This window comes from Pseudomonas sp. FW300-N1A1 (assembly GCF_058789115.1).
This window is the reverse complement of record NZ_JBYTBK010000017.1, coordinates 22,407-43,568: the sequence shown is the minus strand read 5'-3', so window position 1 is coordinate 43,568 and position 21,162 is coordinate 22,407. Positions and strand designations below refer to the sequence as shown.

Sequence of the window (21,162 nt, the reverse complement as noted above, 5' to 3'; positions counted from 1 at the left end):
AGAAATACTTATGGATTTTAAGCAACTGCGTTATTTCGTCGCGGTGTATGAAGAAGGCCATGTCGGGCGGGCCGCGGAACGCTTGTCGATCTCCCAGCCGGCACTGTCACAGCAGATCCGCCAACTGGAACAACACCTTGATGTGAGCCTGTTCGAACGCAGCAGTAAACGCCTGCTGCCCACCCTGGCCGCCCACACCCTGTACAACCATGCCCTGCCCCTGCTCGACGGCCTGCAACGGGCACGCGAGGCATTGGGTAACTTCAAGGGCCAGGCCCTGCGGACATTGGCCATCGGCGTGCTGCAAACCGTTCATACCAGCCTGGTGCCAAAAATGCTCGAACGGGTGCGCACGGCACAGCCGCACCTGGTGGTGCAGATCTACGAACTCACCGGGCTGGAAATCGAGCGTCGATTGCTCAACGGCTCACTGGACATCGGCATCAGTTATTTACCGCCACGCCAACCGGGGCTGCATGGCGTGTTGCTGTACGAAGACGAACTGACCCTGGTTATCCCTGCCGATCACCCGTTGCGTGAATTCAAGAAAGTCTCCATGAGCCAGGCGGCCGAGTTGCCGATGCTGCTCTTGGGCGAGGAGTTTCAGATCCGGCAGATCTGGCAGGGACAACTGGCCAGTCTCGGACGACGCCCGCAGGTACAGGCGGAATTGAACAACATGGCCGGCATTCTCGACAGTTTGCCCCATACCCGGCTGGCCACGGTCCTGCCCGGTCGCTCGCAACAGGAACACGGCAACAAGGCGCTGCTGTGGAAACCCTTGAGTGAACCGCGAGTGCCGCTGAAAATCGGCTTGGTGTGTCGTGATGTGCAGCGCCAGCAAGCCACCCTGGAGCTGCTGCGTAACCTGCTGGAAGACGTGATGAGCAGTCCGGAGGGACGCTTGGCAAGCCCGACGGTACTGGATGTACAGGCCTGAGGCGCAAAAACACAAATCGCAGGCAAAAGAAAACCCCGCCGAAGCGGGGCTTTGCAGACTGTTTCCCTGACATCCATTTCACTCCACCGTCCTGGCAGAATCCTACGTGTCCGTGTTGTTGCTTTGCGCTTCCTGCGCGACGTCCATGAGCAGTAGATTAGCTGTGGATCCAATTTACCGATAGGAGAGAAAGACAGCACGCTATGTAAGCAAATGCTTACATGGCGTTACACCCTTCAGAATTGCGCGGCATCCAGCAAAAACAGCGACTCGCTACCCGCCTTGACCGACGCACTCAGGGAGTGAATCCGCGGCAGCAGACGGGCGAAATAGAACCGCGCAGTCCCCAGTTTGCTGGCGTAGAAATCGTCCTGCGCTTCTTTGCCGAAGGCGGCCTTGGCCATCAGCGCCCACATGTAAGCGTAGGACACATAGCCGAACACCTGCAGGTATTCCACCGACGCGGCACCGATTTCGTTCGGGTTGCCCTTGGCGCGATCCAGCAACCAGGCCGTCAGTTCGTCCAGCGTCTGCACTGCATCGTTCAACGGTTGGGTGAACTCGGCCAGATCGGCACTGGCGGTTGCAGTGAAATGACGGATCTCGTCAGCGAACAATTGGTAGTACGCACCGCCGCTACCGACGATCTTGCGCCCGACCAGGTCAAGGGCCTGAATGCCGTTGGTGCCTTCGTAGATCTGGGTGATACGCACATCGCGCACCAGTTGCTCCTGGCCCCACTCGCGGATGTAGCCGTGGCCGCCAAACACCTGCTGGCCATGCACCGTGGTTTCCAGCCCCAGGTCGGTGAGGAACGCCTTGGCGACCGGGGTCAGCAACGCCACCAACTCTTCGGCACGCTTGCGAGTGACCGGGTCTTCGCTGAACTTGGCGGTGTCCAGTTGCATGGCCACGTAGGTGGAGAACGCACGGCCGCCTTCGTTCGAAGCCTTCATGGTCAGCAGCATGCGACGTACGTCCGGATGAACGATGATCGGGTCAGCCACCTTGTCCTTGTTCTGTGCGCCGGTTGGCGAACGGCTCTGCAAACGATCACGAGCATATTCGACCGCGTTCTGGTACGAGCGCTCGCCCGTGGCCAGGCCCTGAATGCCCACGCCCAGACGCTCGTAGTTCATCATGGTGAACATGGCCGCCAGGCCTTTGTTCGGCTCACCCACCAGGTAACCCACGGCTTCGTCGAAGTTCATCACGCAGGTCGCGGAGGCCTGGATGCCCATCTTGTGTTCGATCGAGCCGCAGTTGGCCGGGTTACGCGCGCCGAGGCTGCCATCGGCATTGACCATGAACTTGGGCACCAGGAACAGCGAAATGCCCTTTGGCCCCGCTGGCGCGTCCGGCAGCTTGGCCAGCACCAGGTGAATGATGTTTTCGGTCAGGTCATGTTCGCCACCGGTGATGAAGATCTTGGTGCCGCTGACCTTGTAGGAACCATCGGCCTGAGGTTCGGCCTTGGTGCGGATGATCCCCAGGTCGGTGCCTGCATGCGGCTCGGTCAGGCACATGGACCCGGCCCAGACACCGGCGTACATGTTTGGCAGGTAGGCGGCTTTCAGTTCTTCGCTGGCGTGGGCGTTGATCGACAGGCAGGCACCGGCCGTCAGCATCGGGTACAGGCCGAACGACAGGCTGGCCGAGTTGACCATTTCCTCGACCTGGGCCGAAACCGCCTTGGGCATGCCCATGCCACCGAAGGCCGGGTCACCGCCCACGCCGACCCAACCGCCTTCAGCGTAAGTCTGGTAGGCCTGCGGGAAACCGGCTGGCGTGGTCACGGCTCCGTCACTCCAATGGCAGCCTTCTTCGTCGGCCGCACGGCTCAGGGGCGCAATGCTTTTGCTGGTGACTTTGCCGGCTTCCTCAAGGATCGCCTCGACAGTCTCGGCATCAACGGTGTCGGCCAGGGCGGGCAGTTCAGCCCAAAGCTTGGCTACCTCGAAAACTTCATTGAGGACGAAGCGCATATCGCGCAGGGGCGCTTTGTAGTCAGCCATGGCAAACCTCGCAGGAACGTGAAAAAGTGATTCATAGGATCGGGTTTCAACAAGTCCTTGAGTGTACCCGAACAACTTTTACGACACATAGGGTCAACTTGTGACTTGTTTGTAATTTTTAGTCACTAGCGAAATATTGTAGGCCTGCCACGCCCATCATCACTCAACCCGCAGCGCCCGCCATGCGCACCGCGCCACGACGACTCTGACCGAAGGCCATCACGCAGTTACGCCCCGCCCCCTTGGCGTTGTAGAGCGCCTGGTCGGCAGACTTGAGCACTTCTTCCGGGGTTCGCTGCTCCAGCCGCTCGGCAACGCCGATGCTCACCGTCACCGATACGCTTGACGCACTGGCACCGGAGCGACGCTGGCGACCTTGCTGATCGTCCTGCGGGCGGTTTTCCTGGTTACGCAACTGAATGTTGTAGTCGGCAATCGACTCGCGCATGACCTCCAAATGCGGCAGGCATTCCTCCAGGGTCCTGGCCGCGAACACCAGGGCAAACTCCTCGCCCCCGTAACGGTAGGCCCGACCGCCACCGCCGATTTTCGACAGTTTGCTGGCAACCAGGCGCAGCACCTGGTCGCCGACGTCGTGGCCATGGGTGTCGTTGAATTTCTTGAAGTGGTCGACATCACTCATCGCCAGCACATAGTTGCGCCCCAGGCGCTGCAGCCGCTCGTTCAAGGCGCGGCGTCCCGGCAGCCCGGTCAGCTCATCACGAAAGGCCATTTGATAGGCCTCATGGGCAACGGCGGCCGCGATCATCAACATGACCTGACTGCACATGATGTTGAGGGTGAACGGCAGGATGAAGGTTTTGGGCAGCATCCAGAACAACCCGAGCAGGCCCACCAATTGCGCTGCATGCAAGGGCCGTGGATTGCGCCAGTACTGGTAGGCCAGCAGCATGAAGGCGGCGATGAACACCGGATACGAGAGCTGGATCAGGCTCATCCAGGTGCCATGCAGCGCCGGCCAGCGTATTTCCGCCAACCACGCCAGCAGCGCCTGTGGATAGCTTTGCTCCAGCGCCAGGGCAACGCTGCCAAAGGCCAGCAGCACGGCAAACCGCGCAACCATGTCCTGGAACAGGTGGGTGCGCTCCTGCCACGCCGCGAACAGCCCGTAGAGCAGCGGCAACAACAAGCAACAGAGGTGGAACACCACGGCGGCGTCCTCGCGGACCTTGCCGAAATCACGGTAGTAATCGGTCTGGGTGTCGAGCAGAAAGTAGGCGATGTACACCGTGACCATCAAAAACAGTTCACGCTGACGGCGGTAAACCGCGCAGTACGCACCACCGAGCAGCAGCACCAGAGTCGGCAGCACGTTGAACAGCGAAGTGAAGAAGACGTTGAGATCCTTGACGTAGGCAGCTGCAAGCCCCGCAAGTAACAGCAGCAATGAAGGTATGAAGTGACTCAAGCGTGCAGCAGAAGAACGCGGCAAGGGTAAAGCTCCGGCCCGGCAAATCAGTAGATGGCATTGTGCCATCAATCCTGACAATTAAGCACATGCAATGTGACGTGCATCACATTGCCTACTCTTTAACGGCAGCCAAAACGTTCTGCTTAGCGTTTTAGTCGGGAATTTTCATCGAGCTCCTCCAGACATGAAAAAGCCGCTGTTCCCGAAGGAGCAGCGGCTTGTTGAAGGACTGCCTAAGGCTTAGTAGCCCAGTGCGAAGTCTTCTTCTTTCATGTCCATCAGGTTGTTGGCGCCCGACAGCATGGTTACAACGTGAGTGCGGGTACGCGGCAGGATGCGCTGGAAGTAGAAGCGCGCAGTCTGCAGCTTGGCGGTGTAGAACGCCTCTTCAGTGGTACCGGCAGCCAGTTTCTCGGCAGCCAGACGCGCCATGTCCGCCCAGAAGTAGGCCAGGCAGGCGTAACCGGAGTACATCAGGTAGTCAACGGAAGCAGCACCGACTTCTTCGCGGTCTTTCATCGCGGCCATACCGACCTTCATGGTCAGCTCGCCCCACTCTTTGTTCAGTGCAGCCAAAGGCTCGACGAACTCTTTGACGGCTTCGTTGCCTTCGTTGGTCTGGCAGAACTTGTGGACGATCTTGGTGAAGCCTTTCAGGGCCTCGCCTTGAGTCATCAGCACTTTACGACCCAGCAGGTCGAGTGCCTGGATACCGGTGGTGCCTTCGTACAGCATGGAAATACGGCTGTCGCGAACGTTCTGCTCCATGCCCCACTCAGCGATAAAGCCGTGGCCGCCATAGATCTGTACGCCATGGTTAGCCGATTCGAAACCGACTTCGGTCATGAAGGCCTTGGCGATTGGCGTCATGAAGGCCAGCAATGCATCGGCTTTCTTCTTCTCTTCTTCATCCACGCCGTACTTGACGATGTCGACTTGCTTGGCAGTGAAGTAAACCATCGCACGGTTGCCTTCGGCGAACGCCTTCATGGTCAACAGCATACGACGTACATCCGGGTGCACGATGATCGGGTCAGCGGCTTTGTCCGGCGCTTTCGGGCCAGTCAGGGAGCGCATTTGCAAGCGATCGCGAGCGTATTTCAGGCCGCCCTGGAAACCGATCTCGGCGTGGGCCAGACCTTGCAGAGCCGTACCCAGGCGGGCGGTGTTCATGAAGGTGAACATGCAGTTCAGGCCTTTGTTCGCCGGGCCGATCAGGAAACCGGTGGCCGCGTCGAAGTTCATCACGCAGGTGGCGTTACCGTGGATACCCATTTTGTGTTCCAGGGAACCACAGGTCACGGCGTTGCGTGCACCGATGCTGCCATCGGCGTTCGGCAGGAACTTGGGAACGATGAACAGCGAAATGCCTTTGGTACCCGCCGGTGCATCCGGCAGGCGGGCCAGCACGATGTGGACGATGTTGTCGGCCATGTCGTGTTCACCGGCCGAGATGAAGATCTTGGTGCCGGAAACCTTGTAGGAGCCATCTGCCTGAGGCTCGGCCTTGGTGCGCAGCATGCCCAGGTCGGTGCCGCAGTGCGGTTCGGTCAGGCACATGGTGCCGGTCCATTCGCCGGATACCAGCTTGGTCAGGTAAGCCTCTTGCTGCTCTGGCGTACCGTGCTCGGAGATGGTGTTCATCGCGCCGTGCGACAGGCCCGGGTACATGCCCCACGACCAGTTGGACTCGCCAACCATCTCGCTCACGGCCAGACCCAGGGACTCCGGCAGGCCTTGACCGCCGTGCTCGACGTCGTGCGCCAGGCTTGGCCAGCCGCCTTCGACAAATTGCTTGTAGGCCTCTTTGAAGCCAGTCGGGGTCTTAACGCCAGACTCGCTCCAGGTGCAGCCTTCGGTGTCACCCACGCGGTTCAGCGGAGCCAGCACCTGCTCACAAAACTTGGCGCCTTCCTCGAGAATGGCGTCAACCATGTCCGGGGTAGCGTCCTGGCAAGCCGGAAGGCTCTGATAATGCGCTTCGTAGCCGAGCAGTTCGTCACGAACGAAGCGAATATCACGCAAGGGGGCCTTGTAGTCAGGCATAGCGATAAACCTCTGCTGATGTAACCGGGAATGAACGACCGTGATGATTTGTTGTGACGGTCAAACAGTTGTTTGAAACATACGTTTACGCCGAAATCTTGTCAAGCATCGATCTTTTGCCGTTCGTCATCAGTCGCGGGAAAAGCACGCGCGCACAGGCGTGCACCCGGTGCGCAAAGCAACAGAACGTGTAGGAAAGATTAGTTGAACGGCAAGGACATGCCCGACAGAACGCCGTGCAGACAGCGGCGTCAGGGCAAAGGACTCAGCGCGGGATCAGGCGTACGTATCGATCAACGTACCGAGCATTTCGTCAGACGCCTTGGCGATATTGACGCCCAACTCTGCCTGGAGCTTGCCTTGAAACATTTCGACTCTATTACTGGCCAGATCCGATTGCTGGCTGCGGTCAACCGAGCGCAGTCGGTCGACTTGAGCGTCGGAGGACTGGCTGCTCACCGCGCGCTCGACCGTGGTATTGGCGATCTGGCCGGCAGTCTGATCGATGCGGTTCAACCCGGCATTGATCGTACTCAGCCCGGCATAAAACGCGCTGTTGCCCGAAATTTCCAAGGGAAGACTCCATCCTGCAAAAGTGGTCGGTCCTCATTGAAGCAGAGCCACCGGCAAAACACCCGACAAAAACACTAACGGCACAATGCCTTGTCATAGGCAAAGCCTAGTCCAGCAAGTCCAGCTCAAGGTACTCCGCCACGGCTTCCGCGGTGACTACCTTGAGTTTCGGTACTTTGCCCAGGCACGGCGCTGGCAGGCGCTCGGCCAGGGTCGCCAGGTTTTCTTCCAGCCGGGATGTCCTGGGCTCAATGATGTTGGCCACCCAGCCGGCCAGTTGCAAACCGTCCCGGGCAATCGCCTCGGCGGTCAACAACGCGTGATTGATGCAGCCCAGCCGCACGCCGACCACCAGGATCACCGGCAGACCGAGCGCCATCGCCAGATCCGACAGGTTGTCCTGGTCCGCCAATGGCACCCGCCAGCCACCCGCGCCTTCAATCAAGGTGAAATCGGCCTGCTTGTCCAGGATATGGCGCATAGGCACCAGCAACGACTGAACCGTCAGCGCAACGCCCGACTCACGCGCCGCCAGATGGGGGGCGATGGCTGGTTCAAAGGCCATTGGATTGACTTCGGCATAGGTCAGCGGCACTGAGCATTGGTCCAGCAGTGCCAGTGCGTCGGCGTTGCGCAGCCCCTTGGGCGTCACATCGCAGCCCGACGCCACGGGTTTGCCAGCTGCCGTACTCAATCCAGCTAACCGCGCCGCCTGAAGCAGGCCGGCGGCAATGGTGGTCTTGCCGACATCGGTATCGGTACCGGTAATAAAATAGGCTGCGCTCATCAAGGTTTCTCCAACACGGCGTAGACCACCTGGTAAGTCGCGGGGAGTCCTTGCGCCTGACGAAACTGCTCATAGGCATCGATCAATCCCTTGATCCGCGCCCGGCCTGTCAGCCCACCTGGCCGACCCGGATTAAGATTATGCGCGCCCAAGGCTTTCAGTTCATGGGTCAGGCTGCGCACATCAGGATAGTGCAGCACATGGGGACAACTTTGCAGGCTCAAGACCTTGAGGCCGCTGTCCGCACACAGCTGTTGATAGGTACTGAACTCCCGGAAACGGTTGACGTGCACCAGGCCATCCACCTGCCGCCAACTGTCACGCAGCTCATACAGGGTTCCCACGCACAGGCTGGCGAACGCCAGTACACCGCCGGGCCTGAGTACGCGATTGGCCTCGCTCAGCACCGACCTGAAATCGGCGCACCACTGCACCGCCAGGCTGGAAAACAGCAAGTCGCAGCTGGCGTCCTGCAGCGGCAGACGCTCGGCATCGCCAGCGATGAAATGGCTCGCGCCGCCCAAGGGCCGGGCGTGATTGAGCATGCCTTCGGCAATGTCCAGTGCCAGCCCTTCGCCTGTGGTGAAGCGTTGCCCCAGCGCGCGACTGAAATACCCGGTGCCGCAGCCCAGATCCAGCCAGCGGGTTGGCGAGCAGTCCGCGGGCAAGCGCGCCAGCAACTGACTGCCCACCGTGCGCTGCAACTCGGCAACGCTGTCGTAACTGGCCGCCGCCCGGGAAAAGGACGCCGCGACCTGGCGCTTGTCCGGCAAACCGCCGGGCAGGTTGGGAAGAGACAAATCAGTCATCACCGCACTCATGCAAAAAAGCCTGGATGGCCCCCGCCACACCGTGGGGGTCCTCCAGAAGAAACGCGTGACTGGCCTGTTCAATCAGACCAATTTCGACATCGGGAAGCAGCGCCAGCAGTTCACCGGCCGCTTCGGCCGGCACCAGCCCATCGAGACCGGCGAACAGATGCAACTGTGGCCCGCGAAAGGCTTGCAAGGCTTGCCGGGTGTCCAGTTGCGCGAGCAGTTCCAGCCCGCTCATCAGCACCTGTGGCGAGGTGTTCGGCGCACCGCCCAGTAACAACCGTGACAGCCCGCGTGGGTCTTGAGCGCCTTGGGCACAGAGCAAACTGAAGCGCTTGAGGGTGGTACGCGGATCGGCACGGCATCCGGCCAGAAACCCGTCGAAGGTTTCTGCCGGCATCGCGCTCGCCCATTGGGGGTGGGCCACGAATGAGGGATTGCTCGCCAGCGTCAGCAAACCGCAACAACGTTCGCCGCGTCGCGCCGCCAGCTCGGCAGCCAGCATCCCACCCAGCGACCAGCCACCGAGCCATGCATCTTGCGCCAGGCTTGAGTCCAGTTCGTCGAGCCATTCATCAAGGTCGCCCGAGACCAGCTCCGGCAGCGGCTCGATCTCGACCCGCAGATGTTCGTCCAGCCCCTGCAACGCAGCTGCCAGCGGTTCCAGTGGCGAAACACCGAGCCCCCAACCGGGCAACAGAATCAGTCGATCACGCATGGTTCGACACCGCTCCCAGTTGCTGAACACAATCGGCCAGACCCTCTAACAATAGCTGGACCTGCGCCTCGCTGTGGGCCGCCGTGAGGGTCACGCGCAAACGGGCACTGCCGGCGGGCACGGTCGGTGGACGAATCGCCGTCACCATCAGGCCACGCTCGCGCAGCATCTGAGAAAAGCGCACGGCCCGACCGGCGTCGCCGATCATGATCGGCTGGATCGGTGTGGCGCTGTCCATCAACTCAAGGCCGATCTGCTCGGCGCCTTTGCGGAACTGGGCAATCAGCACCTTCAAATGCTCGCGCCGCCAATGCTCGCTGCGCAGCAGCTCCAGGCTTTTCAGCGTCGCACAAGCCAGCGCCGGTGGCTGACTGGTGGTGTAGATGTACGGCCGGGCGAACTGGATCAGGCTCTCGATCAGATCATCACTGCCAGCAACAAACGCCCCCGCCGTGCCAAAGGCCTTGCCCAAGGTGCCGACCAGCACTGGCACGTCTTCCATGCTCAAGCCGAAATGCTCGACGATGCCAGCGCCATGGGCGCCCAATGGGCCGAAGCCATGGGCGTCATCGACCATCAGCCACGCACCCTTGGCCTTGGCCTCCCGGGCCAGCGCCGGCAGATTGGCGATATCCCCGTCCATGCTGAACACCCCGTCCGTCACCACCAGCGTGTTGCCGGTGGCCTTTTCCAGACGCTTGGCCAGGCTCTCGGCGTCGTTATGCAGGTAGCGATTGAAACGCGCGCCCGACAACAACCCGGCATCCAGCAACGAGGCGTGATTGAGCCGGTCCTCAAGCACGGTATCGCCCTGCCCGACCAGCGCGGTGACCGCACCGAGGTTGGCCATGTAGCCGGTGGTGAACAGCAACGCCCGCGGGCGACCGGTCAAGTCCGCCAAGGCCTCTTCAAGGGCATGGTGCGGGCCACTGTGACCGATCACCAGATGCGACGCCCCACCGCCAACACCCCAGCGGGCCGCGCCGGCGCGCCAGGCTTCGATCACTTGCGGGTGATTGGCCAGGCCCAGGTAATCGTTGTTGCAGAACGCCAGCAACGGCTGGCCGTCAACCACCACTTCCGGGCCCTGGGGGCTTTCGAGCAGCGGGCGATGGCGATAGAGGTTTTCGGCACGACGGGCAGCAAGGCGCGCCGCGAGATCGAAAGACATGCAGGCCTCGAGTGTCAGATCACATAAATCAAATGAACGCGATCCCTGTAGGAGCGAGCGCGCTCGCGATGAACTCAAGAGCAACGCGCTTACCCAGAAAACACGCGTTATCGTTAACGTTCATCGCGAGCCAGCTCGCTCCTACAAGGGTTGTGCATTCCAGACGATCAAACAGCGGCGTTGTAGAACTGCTCGCTACTCTTCTGCTCGACCAGCGCTTGCTCGATCGCCGCCTGATGCACTTCATCGGCGTGCTCTTCGCGGGCTTCAGGCAGGATCCCCAGGCGCGAGAACAGTTGCATGTCCTTGTCCGCTTGCGGGTTGGCGGTGGTCAGCAGTTTTTCGCCGTAGAAAATCGAGTTGGCGCCGGCGAAGAACGCCAGGGCCTGCATCTGCTCGTTCATGGCTTCACGGCCAGCCGAGAGGCGCACGTGGGATTGCGGCATCAGGATACGGGCTACCGCGAGCATGCGGATGAAGTCGAACGGGTCGACGTCGTCGGCATTTTCCAGCGGAGTACCAGCCACTTTCACCAGCATGTTGATCGGCACCGACTCCGGATGCTCCGGCAGGTTGGCCAGCTGGATCAACAGGTTGGCGCGGTCGTCCAGCGACTCGCCCATGCCCAGGATACCGCCGGAGCAGATCTTCATCCCCGACTCACGGACGTAGGCCAGGGTTTGCAGGCGCTCGCTGTAGGTCCGGGTAGTGATGATGCTGCCGTAGAACTCCGGCGAGGTGTCGAGGTTGTGGTTGTAGTAGTCCAGGCCGGCCTTGGCCAGGGCTTCGGTCTGGTCCTGATCCAGGCGACCGAGGGTCATGCAGGTTTCCAGGCCCATAGCCTTCACGCCTTCAACCATCTTCAGCACGTAGGGCATGTCTTTGGCCGACGGGTGCTTCCAGGCCGCGCCCATGCAGAAGCGGGTCGAACCGATGGCCTTGGCGCGAGCGGCCTCTTCGAGGACCTTCTGCACTTCCATCAGTTTTTCTTTTTCCAGACCGGTGTTGTAGTGACCGGACTGCGGACAATATTTGCAATCTTCCGGGCAAGCACCGGTCTTGATCGACAGCAAGGTCGATACCTGGACCCGGTTGGCATCGAAATGCGCACGGTGCACCGTCTGCGCCTGGAACAACAGGTCATTGAAAGGCTGAACGAACAGCGCTTTAACTTCGGCCAAAGACCAATCGTGACGCAATTTGGCGGTGATGCTGGCGCTCATCGGCTCATTTCCTTTCTTATGCTTGACACACGTCTGGAACAACGGAGATCTCGCAGACGTGACACGGATGTTTCCGCATATTTAAGGAAGACTCATGCACTGTCAACCACGACACGGAAAGCAGGTTTACATCTGGTTAAAAAACAAACAGACCTGCTTGCTCTGCGACGAGCCTACCGACGCCTGCCACCCCCTCTGCATACCCTGCGAAACCGAACTGCCCTGGCTGGGCGATCATTGCCAGGTCTGCGCCCTGCCGCTGCCCATGGCCGATCTCACCTGCGGCCAGTGTTTGCGGGCTCCACCCGCCTTCGAGCAGGTCATCGCGCCCTGGGTCTACGGCTTCCCGGTGGACACCTTGATTACTCGTTTCAAACACAGCGCCAAATGGCCATTTGGCCGCTTGCTGGGTGAAATTCTCGCTCAATCCCTGCAACATCGTTTCAATGAAGGCCTCCAGCGCCCCGATGCGCTGGTGCCCGTGCCCCTGGCCCGTAAACGCCTGCGCGAACGCGGATTCAATCAAGCGGCAATGCTCGCCCGCTGGCTCAGCGACAACCTGCACATCCCAATGGATGAAACGCTGTTGATACGCCCCCAGAACACCACCGCGCAGCAGGACCTGGACGCCAGGGCCCGCAAACAGAACTTGCGCAACGCCTTCGCGCTGATGGCCGGCGCAGCGGTCAACGGTCGTCACCTGGCGCTGGTCGATGACGTACTGACCACCGGCGCCACTGCACACAGCCTGGCAAGACTGCTGCGCAAGGCGGGCGCAGCGCGGGTCGACGTCTATTGCCTGGCCCGCACGGCAAAACCCGGCGAGCTGGCTTGACTCCCATGCGCCAAGCCGCCAACGTCGACACCATCATTACCGTTCGCAGCGCACATCATGTCCTTGCCCACCCTGTTGTCCCAGCACATTGTCCGTCGCCCACAACGTATTGCCTTGCTGCAACACATCGCCGAACAAGGCTCGATCACCCGTGCCGCCAAAAGCGCCGGGCTGAGCTACAAAGCCGCTTGGGATGCGATCGACGAGTTGAACAACCTCGCGCAAAAGCCACTGGTGGAGCGTAGCGTCGGCGGCAAGGGCGGTGGTGGCGCCCGGCTGACGAGTGAAGGCGAACGGGTGTTGCGCCTGTACCAGCGCCTGCAAGCCTTGCAGGCACAGGTGCTGGAGGCCGCGGAGGAGGCCAGCGACCTCGATCTGCTCGGGCGGCTGATGCTGCGCACCAGTGCGCGCAACCAACTCCACGGCAAAGTCACCGGCATCGACGCTCAAGGGCGCAACGATCTGATCACGCTGACACTGGCGCAAGGATTGACCCTGCATGCACAGATCACCCACGACAGTACCCAGCGGCTGGACCTGCAAACCGGCACCGAAGTGGTGGCCTTGATCAAGGCGGGCTGGCTGCAGTTGCTCGCCATCGAACAACCTTCAATCCCTGGGCACAACTGCCTGAGCGGAACCATCAAGCAGATTCTAGATGCCGAAGATGGCCCCAGTGAGGTACGGATCACCCTGCCCAACGGCCAAACGCTCTGTGCACTGGCCGAGCCGCTGCATCTCGCAACCCTTGGGCTGAAGGTCGACAACGCCGTTCAGGTACAGTTCTCTCCCTCCAATGTCTTACTCGGCACACCGCTGTGACCGGCACGGCGAGGCTTTTCGTGAGCGCGGCTAAACGCTGATCGCGCACTGCAACATTTGTGTCATCAACGCCCCTTAAGGTGTCTGCCAAAACCAGCAGGGAGCCTGACGTGAACCTATTAGAAGAAAACCAAGCCACCGACCTCGAAAAAATCGTCGGCCTCAGCCGCCGTGGTTTTATCAGTGCCGGTGCGCTGTGCGGCGCCGCGATGTTTCTGGGCGGCAACCTGCTGAGCCGTAGCGTACTGGCGGCCAGTGTCAGCGCCGCGTCGAGCAAGCTGCTGGGCTTTGACAGCATCGCCGCCGCCACCAGCGACACCATCACGCTGCCATCCGGCTACACGTCATCGGTATTGATCAGTTGGGGCCAGCCGCTACAGAAAAACGGCCCGGCCTTCGACCCCAGCGGCCAAGGCAGCGCCGAGGCGCAGGAAGTCCAGTTTGGCGATAACAACGACGGCATGAGCCTGTTCGCCTTCCCGGACGACGACACCCGCGCACTGATGGCCATCAACAACGAATACACCAACTATCGCTATCTCTACCCCCACGGCGGCATGCCGCAGTCGGCTGAAGAAGTCCGCAAGGCCCTGGCCTGCGAAGGCGTGTCGGTGATCGAAGTGCAGCGTAAGGACGGCCAATGGCACTTTGTCCAAGGCTCGCGCTATAACCGCCGGATTCACGGCAACGCGCCGATTCGCGTCGGCGGCCCGGCAGCCGGTCATGAGCTGCTCAAGACCAGCGCCGACCCCAAGGGTGAGAAGGTCCTGGGGACGTTCCAGAACTGCGCAAATGGCAAGACGCCATGGGGCACTTACCTGACCTGTGAAGAGAACTTCACCGACTGTTTTGGCAGCAGCAACCCGCAACAGGCATTCGATGCCGCGCAAAAGCGCTATGGCGTCGTGACGGCCAGCAAAGAGATCAACTGGCATCAGCACGACCCGCGCTTCGACCTGGCGAAAAACCCCAACGAGCTCAACCGTCACGGCTGGGTGGTGGAAATCGACCCGTTCGATCCGCAATCGACCCCGGTCAAGCGCACCGCCCTGGGCCGCTTCAAACACGAAAACGCGGCCCTGGCCGAAACCCATGACGGTCGTGCCGTGGTGTACATGGGCGATGACGAGCGCGGCGAGTTCATCTACAAATTCATCAGCCGCGACAGGATCAATCACAAAAACCCCAAGGCCAACCACGACCTGCTGGACCACGGCACGTTGTACGTCGCCCGTTTTGATGCCGGCGACAGCAATCCTGATCACCCCAAGGGCCAGGGCCAGTGGGTCGAACTGACTCATGGCAAGAACGGCATCGACGCCAGCAGCGGCTTCGCCGACCAGGCCCAGGTGTTGATTCATGCACGGCTGGCAGCCAGTGTGGTCGGCGCCACGCGCATGGACCGCCCCGAGTGGATCGTCGTCAGCCCCGCCGACGGCCAGGTCTATTGCACCCTGACCAACAACGCCAAGCGCGGTGAAGAAGGCCAGCCAGTGGGCGGGCCGAACCCGCGGGAGAAAAACCTCTACGGGCAGATTCTGCGCTGGCGCACCGATCGCGACGACCACGCCTCGCTGACCTTTGCCTGGGACCTGTTCGTCGTGGCCGGCAACCCGGGCGTCCACGCCGGTACACCGAAGGCCGGTTCGTCGAACATCACTCCGCAGAACATGTTCAACAGCCCGGACGGCCTGGGCTTCGACAAGGCTGGTCGCTTGTGGATCCTCACCGACGGTGACTCCAGCAACGCCGGGGACTTCGCGGGCATGGGCAACAACCAGATGCTGTGCGCAGACCCTGCGACCGGCGAAATCCGCCGCTTCATGGTCGGCCCGGTCGGTTGCGAAGTGACGGGCATCACCTTCTCGCCGGATCAGAAAACCTTGTTTGTCGGTATTCAGCACCCCGGTGAAAACGGCGGTTCGACCTTCCCCGAGCACCTGCCCAATGGCAAGCCGCGTTCGTCGGTGATGGCCATCCGGCGTGAAGACGGCGGGATCGTCGGCGCCTGACAGGCCTCGTCGCGGGTAAACCTCGCGCCTACGAAGCCTGTGTAGTGGATTGTTCCCACGCTCTGCGTGGGAATGACTCACCGGGCGCTCTGCGTCCGCTTTTGTGACGCGCAGCGTCCCTGGCTGCATGTTCCCCCGGCAGAGCGTGAGGAACGATCCCACTAAAGCCTCTCCGTCTGCGCTACCATGCTTGGCCGGACGCGGCAGCCTGCTGCGCGCAGGAGTCAGCATGTCTCACCCGTTTGAAACACTTACCCCCGATCTGGTGCTCGATGCCGTTGAAAGCATCGGCTTTCTCAGCGACGCCCGCATCCTGGCACTGAACAGCTACGAAAACCGCGTGTATCAGGTCGGCATCGAAGATGGCGAACCGCTGATCGCCAAGTTCTACCGCCCGCAACGCTGGACCAACGAAGCCATCCTCGAAGAACACCGTTTCACCTTCGAGCTGGCCGAATGCGAAGTCCCGGTGGTCGCACCGCTGATCCACAACGGCGAAAGCCTGTTCGAACACGCGGGTTTTCGCTTCACCCTGTTCCCCCGTCGCGGCGGCCGTGCGCCGGAGCCGGGCAATCTCGATCAGCTCTATCGCCTTGGTCAATTGCTCGGCCGCTTGCATGCCGTGGGCGCCACCCGCCCCTTCGAGCACCGCGAAGCACTGGGGGTGAAGAACTTTGGGCATGATTCGCTGACCACCCTGCTCGAGGGCGATTTCGTACCGCGCAGTTTGCTGCCGGCCTACGAATCAGTGGCTCGTGACCTGCTCAAGCGTGTGGAAGAGGTCTACCAGGACACCCCGCATCAAATTATCCGCATGCACGGCGACTGCCACCCCGGCAACATGATGTGCCGCGATGAGATGTTCCACATCGTCGACCTCGACGACTGCCGCATGGGCCCTGCCGTCCAGGACCTGTGGATGATGCTCGCCGGTGATCGCCAGGAATGCCTCGGCCAACTGTCGGAACTGATGGACGGCTACAGTGAATTCCACGACTTCGACCCGCGCGAACTGGCGCTGATCGAACCCCTGCGCGCCCTGCGCCTGATGCACTACAGCGCTTGGCTGGCCCGGCGCTGGGATGACCCGGCGTTCCCCCGCAGTTTCCCGTGGTTCGGTACGGAGCGTTACTGGGGCGACCAGGTGCTGGCGTTGCGTGAACAGCTGGCGGCGCTGAATGAAGAGCCGTTGAAATTGTTCTGATTCACCCTGAACGCCTGTGGGAGCGCCGCCCGGCTCGCTCCCACAGGCGTTCACAATTGCCCAACCCATTTGGGCAGGACACAGCCTGACAAACCTCCTTACAATCACCACTTTGTTAGCTGCCTAAGCAAGGACTTTGCATGCAAGCCGCCAACCCGCGCCACGGGTACATATTGGGCCTGAGTGCCTACATCATCTGGGGATTGTTCCCGCTCTACTTCAAAGCCATCGCCGCCGTGCCCGCCGTGGAGATCATCATCCATCGCGTGCTCTGGTCGGCGCTGTTCGGCGCTTTGCTGTTGATGGTCTGGAAACACCCGGGCTGGTGGCGTGAACTGCGGGAAAACCCGCGCCGCCTGGCGGTCCTGGCCCTGAGCGGCACACTGATCGCGGCCAACTGGCTGACCTACGTCTGGTCGGTGAACAACGGGCGCATGCTCGAAGCCAGTCTCGGTTACTACATCAACCCGCTGGTCAACGTGCTGCTGGGCATGTTGATCCTGGGCGAACGCCTGCGACGCATGCAGTGGATTGCCGTCGGGCTCGCAGCGACCGGGGTCGCGCAGCAAGTCTGGCAAGTCGGTAGCCTGCCGTGGGTATCGCTGGCGCTGGCACTGACCTTCGGCTTCTACGGGCTGATCCGCAAGCAGGCGCCAGTCAAGGCCTTGCCGGGCCTGGTGGTGGAAACCTGGATGCTGGTACCGATTGCGCTGGCCTGGCTGCTCTTCAACCCGACCGCCAGCAGCGCCCAGACCGAGTTCTGGACCACCTCCGAAGCCTGGTGGCTGGTGGCCGCAGGTCCGGTCACGCTGGTGCCGCTGGTCTGCTTCAACGCCGCCGCACGGCACCTGCCCTACACCACCCTGGGCTTCCTGCAGTACCTGGCACCGACCCTGGTGCTGCTGCAAGCCGTGTTGCTGTTCGATGAACACCTGTCGTCCAGCACCCTGGTGGCTTTCATGTTCATCTGGGCCGGCCTGGCGGTGTACAGCGTCGACGCCTGGGTGAGTTTGCGCCGCCGCAGCTGATCAAAAAACGCACAAACCCTTGCAGGCCACAGCCGGTGTGGCCTGCAAGCATCCTTCCCAAGGTTATCCACAACGTGATCCCCGCCGTTTGTGCACAAGCCCTTGGAACTGCTGCTTTTTTGAGCAATTACCGAAGAGCCGCGGCCCGCCTGGGCCAGCGGGCGATCTCTACAGGTTATCCACAGGCGGGTGCAGGTTTTACCTGAATAACTTCGACGCGTTACGTTTCGCTGCGCAATACCAACTCCACCATCAGGTCATCGGCGAGGGTTTCCAGCCGCGACTGCAGCACGTCCAGGGACAGGGTCAACGGCACCGCAAGGATCGCTTCGGCGTGAAACAACGGTTCACTGCTCATCGGTGCCGGCCGCACTTCGGTGACCAGGCGTTCCAGATTGACCCCCTGCTCACTGAGCAAGCGGGTGATATCACGCACGATCCCCGGCCGGTCATTGCCCACCAGCTCCATGGCGATCGGCTTCCAGGTGCAGGACTGTTCGATACTGCTCTCGGCAATCAGCACCCGGATCCCTTGTGCTGACAACCCTTGCAGGGCGTCCACCAACTCGTCATAGGCCTCGGCTGGCACGCCCACCCGCAGGATCCCGGCAAACTGCCCGGCCATCCGCGACATGCGACTCTCCAGCCAGTTGCCGCCATGCTCGGCGATGCACTGGGCGATGCGCTCGACCTGGCCGGGCTTGTCTGGAGCGAAAACGGTAAGTACGAGGTGGTCCATGGCTCAGCCCTCTTGTCATGACTTTTGTTCTGGAAGACCAAGTATAGGCAAGGGTCAACATTCAGCGCAGCACTGCCTTTGTGGCGAGGGAGCTTGCTCCCGTTCGGCCGGTCCGCGCTCGAGCGAAGCAGTCGCCAGACGGGCCGGTACAGTATTTGCGGGGAAATTCGGGGCCGCTCCGCGCCCCAGCGGGAGCAAGCTCCCTCGCCACAAAAGTAATGCTCCATAGCAGCACGCAGAATATTATGTGTACAAGTTTTTAGATTTATCTGGAACAATCCGATAGTTTTTTGAGAACATCCAGTTCCCCGACGTGACTGCAATGCGTCACGGGGTCGCAGAACGACGTAATTAGTCTAATTTTCACAACCGCAATTCATCATGTAGTATGCCGCAGCGCGCACTACATAACGCTGGATCGATGTCCGCCGCAGGCACGTTCGCAACCCTGAAAGCCCTGTCAGCAAGGCCTCAAGCCGTTGATTGGTCCCAACCCAGCCGCCCGCAATGGCATGTACTGGTAGATGGGTTTGTGGTTTAAATGGCCAGAGGCTTCATTGTTAATTTGAAGAGCTGAAAAGCGAAATAGCTGAGCAGAGTGAGGCAAGCAATGACTGAACACGTTCAAGTCGGTGGCCTGCAGGTCGCCAAAGTCCTGTTCGACTTCGTGAACAACGAAGCCATTCCCGGTACCGGCCTCACCGCCGATAAGTTCTGGGCCGGTGCCGACAAGGTCATTCACGACCTGGCCCCGAAGAACAAAGCCCTACTCGCCAAACGCGATGACTTCCAGGCGCGTATCGATTCCTGGCACCAGTCTCGTGCGGGTGTTGCGCATGACGCGCATGCCTACAAAGCCTTCCTGCAAGACATCGGTTATCTGCTGCCAGAAGCAGCCGATTTCCAGGCCACGACGCAAAACGTCGATGACGAAATTGCCCGCATGGCCGGCCCGCAACTGGTGGTGCCGGTGATGAACGCCCGCTTCGCCCTCAATGCTTCGAACGCCCGCTGGGGCTCGCTGTATGACGCGCTCTACGGCACCGATGCCATCAGCGAGGCCGACGGCGCGGAAAAAGGCAAAGGCTACAACAAGGTTCGCGGCGACAAGGTCATCGCGTTCGCCCGTGCCTTCCTCGACGAAGCGGCGCCATTGGCGGCCGGCTCCCACGTCGATTCCACCGGCTACAAGATTGTTGACGGCAAGCTGGTGGTCTCCCTTAAGGGCGGCAGCAACAGCGGCCTGCGCAATGACGCGCAACTGATCGGCTTCCAGGGTGATGCGGCAGCTCCGATCGCGATCCTGCTGAAAAACAACGGCCTGCATTTCGAAATCCAGATCGACGCCAGCACCCCGGTCGGCCAGACCGATGCCGCCGGCGTCAAAGACATCCTGATGGAAGCCGCGCTAACCACCATCATGGACTGCGAAGACTCCGTCGCCGCCGTCGATGCGGATGACAAGGTCGTGATCTACCGCAACTGGCTGGGCCTGATGAAGGGCGACCTGTCGGAAGAAGTCGCCAAGGGTGGCCAGACCTTTACCCGCACCATGAACCCTGACCGCAGCTATACCACCGTCAACGGCGATGAAGTGACCCTGCACGGTCGCTCGTTGTTGTTCGTGCGCAACGTCGGTCACCTGATGACCATCGACGCGATTCTCGACAAAGACGGCAACGAAGTGCCGGAAGGCATCCTCGATGGTCTGGTCACTTGCCTGGCAGCGATGCACAACCTGAACGGTAATACCACACGCAAAAACACCCGTACCGGCTCCATCTATATCGTGAAGCCGAAGATGCATGGCCCGGAAGAAGCGGCGTTCACCAACGAGCTGTTCGGTCGCATCGAAGACGTGTTGGGCCTGCCACGCAACACTCTCAAAGTCGGGATCATGGACGAGGAGCGTCGTACCACGATCAACCTCAAGGCCTGCATCAAGGCGGCGAGCGAGCGTGTAGTGTTCATCAACACCGGCTTCCTCGACCGCACGGGCGATGAAATCCACACCTCCATGGAAGCCGGCCCGATGGTGCGCAAGGCCGACATGAAGGCTGAGAAATGGATCGGCGCCTATGAGAACTGGAACGTCGATATCGGCCTGAGCACCGGCCTGCAAGGTCGCGCGCAAATCGGTAAAGGCATGTGGGCTATGCCTGACCTGATGGCCGCCATGCTCGAGCAGAAAGTCGCTCACCCACTGGCCGGAGCCAACACCGCCTGGGTGCCATCGCCGACCGCGGCCGCGCTGCACGCGCTGCATTACCACAAGGTTGACGTGTTCGCCCGTCAGGCCGAACTGGCCAAGCGCGCTCGCGCCTCGGTGGACGACATCCTGACTATCCCGCTGGCGGTGAACCCGCAGTGGACCGCCGAACAGATCAAGAACGAACTGGACAACAACGCCCAGGGCATTCTCGGTTACGTGGTGCGCTGGATCGACCAGGGTGTAGGGTGCTCGAAAGTGCCGGACATCAATGACGTCGGCCTGATGGAAGACCGTGCGACGCTGCGTATTTCCAGCCAGCACATCGCCAACTGGCTGCGCCATGGCGTCGTGACTCAGGACCAGGTCATGGAAAGCCTCAAGCGCATGGCGCCGGTGGTTGACCGCCAGAACGCCAGCGACCCGCTGTATCGCCCGCTGGCACCGGACTTCGGCAGCAACATCGCCTTCCAGGCGGCCGTCGAACTGGTGATCGAAGGGACTAAACAGCCAAACGGCTACACCGAGCCGGTCCTGCACCGTCGCCGCCGCGAGTTCAAGGCCGCCAACGACCTTTGAGTAAGCACCCGCGC

Annotated in this window: 17 protein-coding genes; 7 read left to right on the top strand and 10 right to left on the bottom strand. The window is 61.1% G+C overall.

Annotated elements, in window-relative coordinates:
* Positions 1-10: 10 nt before the first annotated feature.
* Positions 11-940 carry a LysR family transcriptional regulator gene (locus AC3WQN_RS13905; RefSeq protein WP_095147161.1) on the top strand — a complete coding sequence of 310 codons (930 nt, stop codon included), beginning with the start codon at positions 11-13 and terminating at the stop codon, positions 938-940.
* A 236-nt stretch (positions 941-1,176) separates the two neighbouring features.
* Here the strand turns inward: AC3WQN_RS13905 and AC3WQN_RS13900 are convergent, their stop codons facing one another.
* The 9 genes from AC3WQN_RS13900 to bioB all read right to left on the bottom strand — a co-directional run bounded on the left by AC3WQN_RS13900 (position 1,177) and on the right by bioB (position 11,720).
* Complete coding sequence (locus AC3WQN_RS13900; RefSeq protein WP_095081319.1) at positions 1,177-2,955, bottom strand: acyl-CoA dehydrogenase C-terminal domain-containing protein; 1,779 nt, start codon at positions 2,953-2,955, stop codon at positions 1,177-1,179.
* A 163-nt stretch (positions 2,956-3,118) separates the two neighbouring features.
* Positions 3,119-4,408 carry a GGDEF domain-containing protein gene (locus AC3WQN_RS13895; RefSeq protein WP_103400666.1) on the bottom strand — a complete coding sequence of 430 codons (1,290 nt, stop codon included), beginning with the start codon at positions 4,406-4,408 and terminating at the stop codon, positions 3,119-3,121.
* A 219-nt stretch (positions 4,409-4,627) separates the two neighbouring features.
* Positions 4,628-6,433: a phenylacyl-CoA dehydrogenase gene (locus tag AC3WQN_RS13890; RefSeq protein WP_103400667.1), complete on the bottom strand. Its 1,806-nt coding sequence runs from the start codon at positions 6,431-6,433 to the stop codon at positions 4,628-4,630.
* A 276-nt stretch (positions 6,434-6,709) separates the two neighbouring features.
* Entirely contained in the window at positions 6,710-7,006 is a 297-nt protein-coding gene (locus AC3WQN_RS13885) for a pyrroloquinoline quinone biosynthesis protein PqqE (protein ID WP_103400668.1), read from the bottom strand.
* A 106-nt stretch (positions 7,007-7,112) separates the two neighbouring features.
* On the bottom strand, positions 7,113-7,793 hold the full coding sequence (bioD, locus tag AC3WQN_RS13880) for a dethiobiotin synthase (RefSeq protein ID WP_103400669.1): 681 nt from the start codon (positions 7,791-7,793) through the stop codon (positions 7,113-7,115).
* Positions 7,793-8,602: a malonyl-ACP O-methyltransferase BioC gene (gene bioC, locus AC3WQN_RS13875; RefSeq protein ID WP_103400670.1), complete on the bottom strand. Its 810-nt coding sequence runs from the start codon at positions 8,600-8,602 to the stop codon at positions 7,793-7,795. Before bioC ends, bioD begins: the two co-directional genes overlap by 1 nt.
* The gene (locus AC3WQN_RS13870; RefSeq protein ID WP_095081331.1) at positions 8,595-9,326 is read right to left on the bottom strand and encodes an alpha/beta fold hydrolase; all 732 of its coding nucleotides are present in this window, start codon (positions 9,324-9,326) and stop codon (positions 8,595-8,597) included. The genes bioC and AC3WQN_RS13870 overlap by 8 nt, the downstream gene beginning before the upstream one ends.
* Positions 9,319-10,497, bottom strand: coding sequence for an 8-amino-7-oxononanoate synthase (bioF, locus tag AC3WQN_RS13865; protein WP_103400671.1), 1,179 nt, complete (start codon positions 10,495-10,497; stop codon positions 9,319-9,321). Before bioF ends, AC3WQN_RS13870 begins: the two co-directional genes overlap by 8 nt.
* A 167-nt stretch (positions 10,498-10,664) precedes the next feature.
* The gene (gene bioB / locus AC3WQN_RS13860; RefSeq protein ID WP_095147169.1) at positions 10,665-11,720 is read right to left on the bottom strand and encodes a biotin synthase BioB; all 1,056 of its coding nucleotides are present in this window, start codon (positions 11,718-11,720) and stop codon (positions 10,665-10,667) included.
* A 94-nt stretch (positions 11,721-11,814) separates the two neighbouring features.
* Between bioB and AC3WQN_RS13855 the strand changes: the two genes are divergently transcribed.
* From AC3WQN_RS13855 to rarD, 5 genes are all read left to right on the top strand, one after another.
* Positions 11,815-12,555 carry a ComFC family protein gene (locus AC3WQN_RS13855; protein WP_103400672.1) on the top strand — a complete coding sequence of 247 codons (741 nt, stop codon included), beginning with the start codon at positions 11,815-11,817 and terminating at the stop codon, positions 12,553-12,555.
* A 57-nt stretch (positions 12,556-12,612) separates the two neighbouring features.
* A complete protein-coding gene (locus tag AC3WQN_RS13850; protein ID WP_103400673.1) occupies positions 12,613-13,377 on the top strand; it encodes a TOBE domain-containing protein in 765 nt (254 codons plus the stop codon).
* A 110-nt stretch (positions 13,378-13,487) separates the two neighbouring features.
* Positions 13,488-15,389, top strand: coding sequence for a PhoX family protein (locus tag AC3WQN_RS13845; RefSeq protein ID WP_103400674.1), 1,902 nt, complete (start codon positions 13,488-13,490; stop codon positions 15,387-15,389).
* Positions 15,390-15,618: 229 nt separating this feature from the next.
* A complete protein-coding gene (locus AC3WQN_RS13840; protein ID WP_103400675.1) occupies positions 15,619-16,593 on the top strand; it encodes a serine/threonine protein kinase in 975 nt (324 codons plus the stop codon).
* A 140-nt stretch (positions 16,594-16,733) separates the two neighbouring features.
* Positions 16,734-17,621, top strand: a complete 888-nt coding sequence (gene rarD, locus AC3WQN_RS13835) for an EamA family transporter RarD (RefSeq protein ID WP_103400676.1) — start codon at positions 16,734-16,736, stop codon at positions 17,619-17,621.
* Positions 17,622-17,841: 220 nt separating this feature from the next.
* On the opposite strand, the gene AC3WQN_RS13830 is transcribed toward rarD, so the two are convergent.
* Positions 17,842-18,360: a glycine cleavage system transcriptional repressor gene (locus AC3WQN_RS13830; protein ID WP_103400677.1), complete on the bottom strand. Its 519-nt coding sequence runs from the start codon at positions 18,358-18,360 to the stop codon at positions 17,842-17,844.
* A gap of 610 nt (positions 18,361-18,970) precedes the next feature.
* Between AC3WQN_RS13830 and AC3WQN_RS13825 the strand changes: the two genes are divergently transcribed.
* Positions 18,971-21,148: a malate synthase G gene (locus AC3WQN_RS13825; protein ID WP_103400678.1), complete on the top strand. Its 2,178-nt coding sequence runs from the start codon at positions 18,971-18,973 to the stop codon at positions 21,146-21,148.
* The last annotated feature ends 14 nt before the right edge of the window (positions 21,149-21,162 follow it).

Bases quoted from the DNA above. Each gene is read 5' to 3' on its own strand.
- AC3WQN_RS13905 (WP_095147161.1), top strand. From the start codon at position 11: ATGGATTTTAAGCAACTGCGTTATTTCGTCGCGGTGTATGAAGAAGGC.
- AC3WQN_RS13900 (WP_095081319.1), bottom strand. From the start codon at position 2,955: ATGGCTGACTACAAAGCGCCCCTGCGCGATATGCGCTTCGTCCTCAAT.
- AC3WQN_RS13890 (WP_103400667.1), bottom strand. From the start codon at position 6,433: ATGCCTGACTACAAGGCCCCCTTGCGTGATATTCGCTTCGTTCGTGAC.
- bioD (WP_103400669.1), bottom strand. From the start codon at position 7,793: ATGAGCGCAGCCTATTTTATTACCGGTACCGATACCGATGTCGGCAAG.
- bioC (WP_103400670.1), bottom strand. From the start codon at position 8,602: ATGACTGATTTGTCTCTTCCCAACCTGCCCGGCGGTTTGCCGGACAAG.
- AC3WQN_RS13870 (WP_095081331.1), bottom strand. From the start codon at position 9,326: ATGCGTGATCGACTGATTCTGTTGCCCGGTTGGGGGCTCGGTGTTTCG.
- bioF (WP_103400671.1), bottom strand. From the start codon at position 10,497: ATGTCTTTCGATCTCGCGGCGCGCCTTGCTGCCCGTCGTGCCGAAAAC.
- bioB (WP_095147169.1), bottom strand. From the start codon at position 11,720: ATGAGCGCCAGCATCACCGCCAAATTGCGTCACGATTGGTCTTTGGCC.
- AC3WQN_RS13855 (WP_103400672.1), top strand. From the start codon at position 11,815: ATGCACTGTCAACCACGACACGGAAAGCAGGTTTACATCTGGTTAAAA.
- AC3WQN_RS13850 (WP_103400673.1), top strand. From the start codon at position 12,613: ATGTCCTTGCCCACCCTGTTGTCCCAGCACATTGTCCGTCGCCCACAA.
- AC3WQN_RS13840 (WP_103400675.1), top strand. From the start codon at position 15,619: ATGTCTCACCCGTTTGAAACACTTACCCCCGATCTGGTGCTCGATGCC.
- rarD (WP_103400676.1), top strand. From the start codon at position 16,734: ATGCAAGCCGCCAACCCGCGCCACGGGTACATATTGGGCCTGAGTGCC.
- AC3WQN_RS13830 (WP_103400677.1), bottom strand. From the start codon at position 18,360: ATGGACCACCTCGTACTTACCGTTTTCGCTCCAGACAAGCCCGGCCAG.
- AC3WQN_RS13825 (WP_103400678.1), top strand. From the start codon at position 18,971: ATGACTGAACACGTTCAAGTCGGTGGCCTGCAGGTCGCCAAAGTCCTG.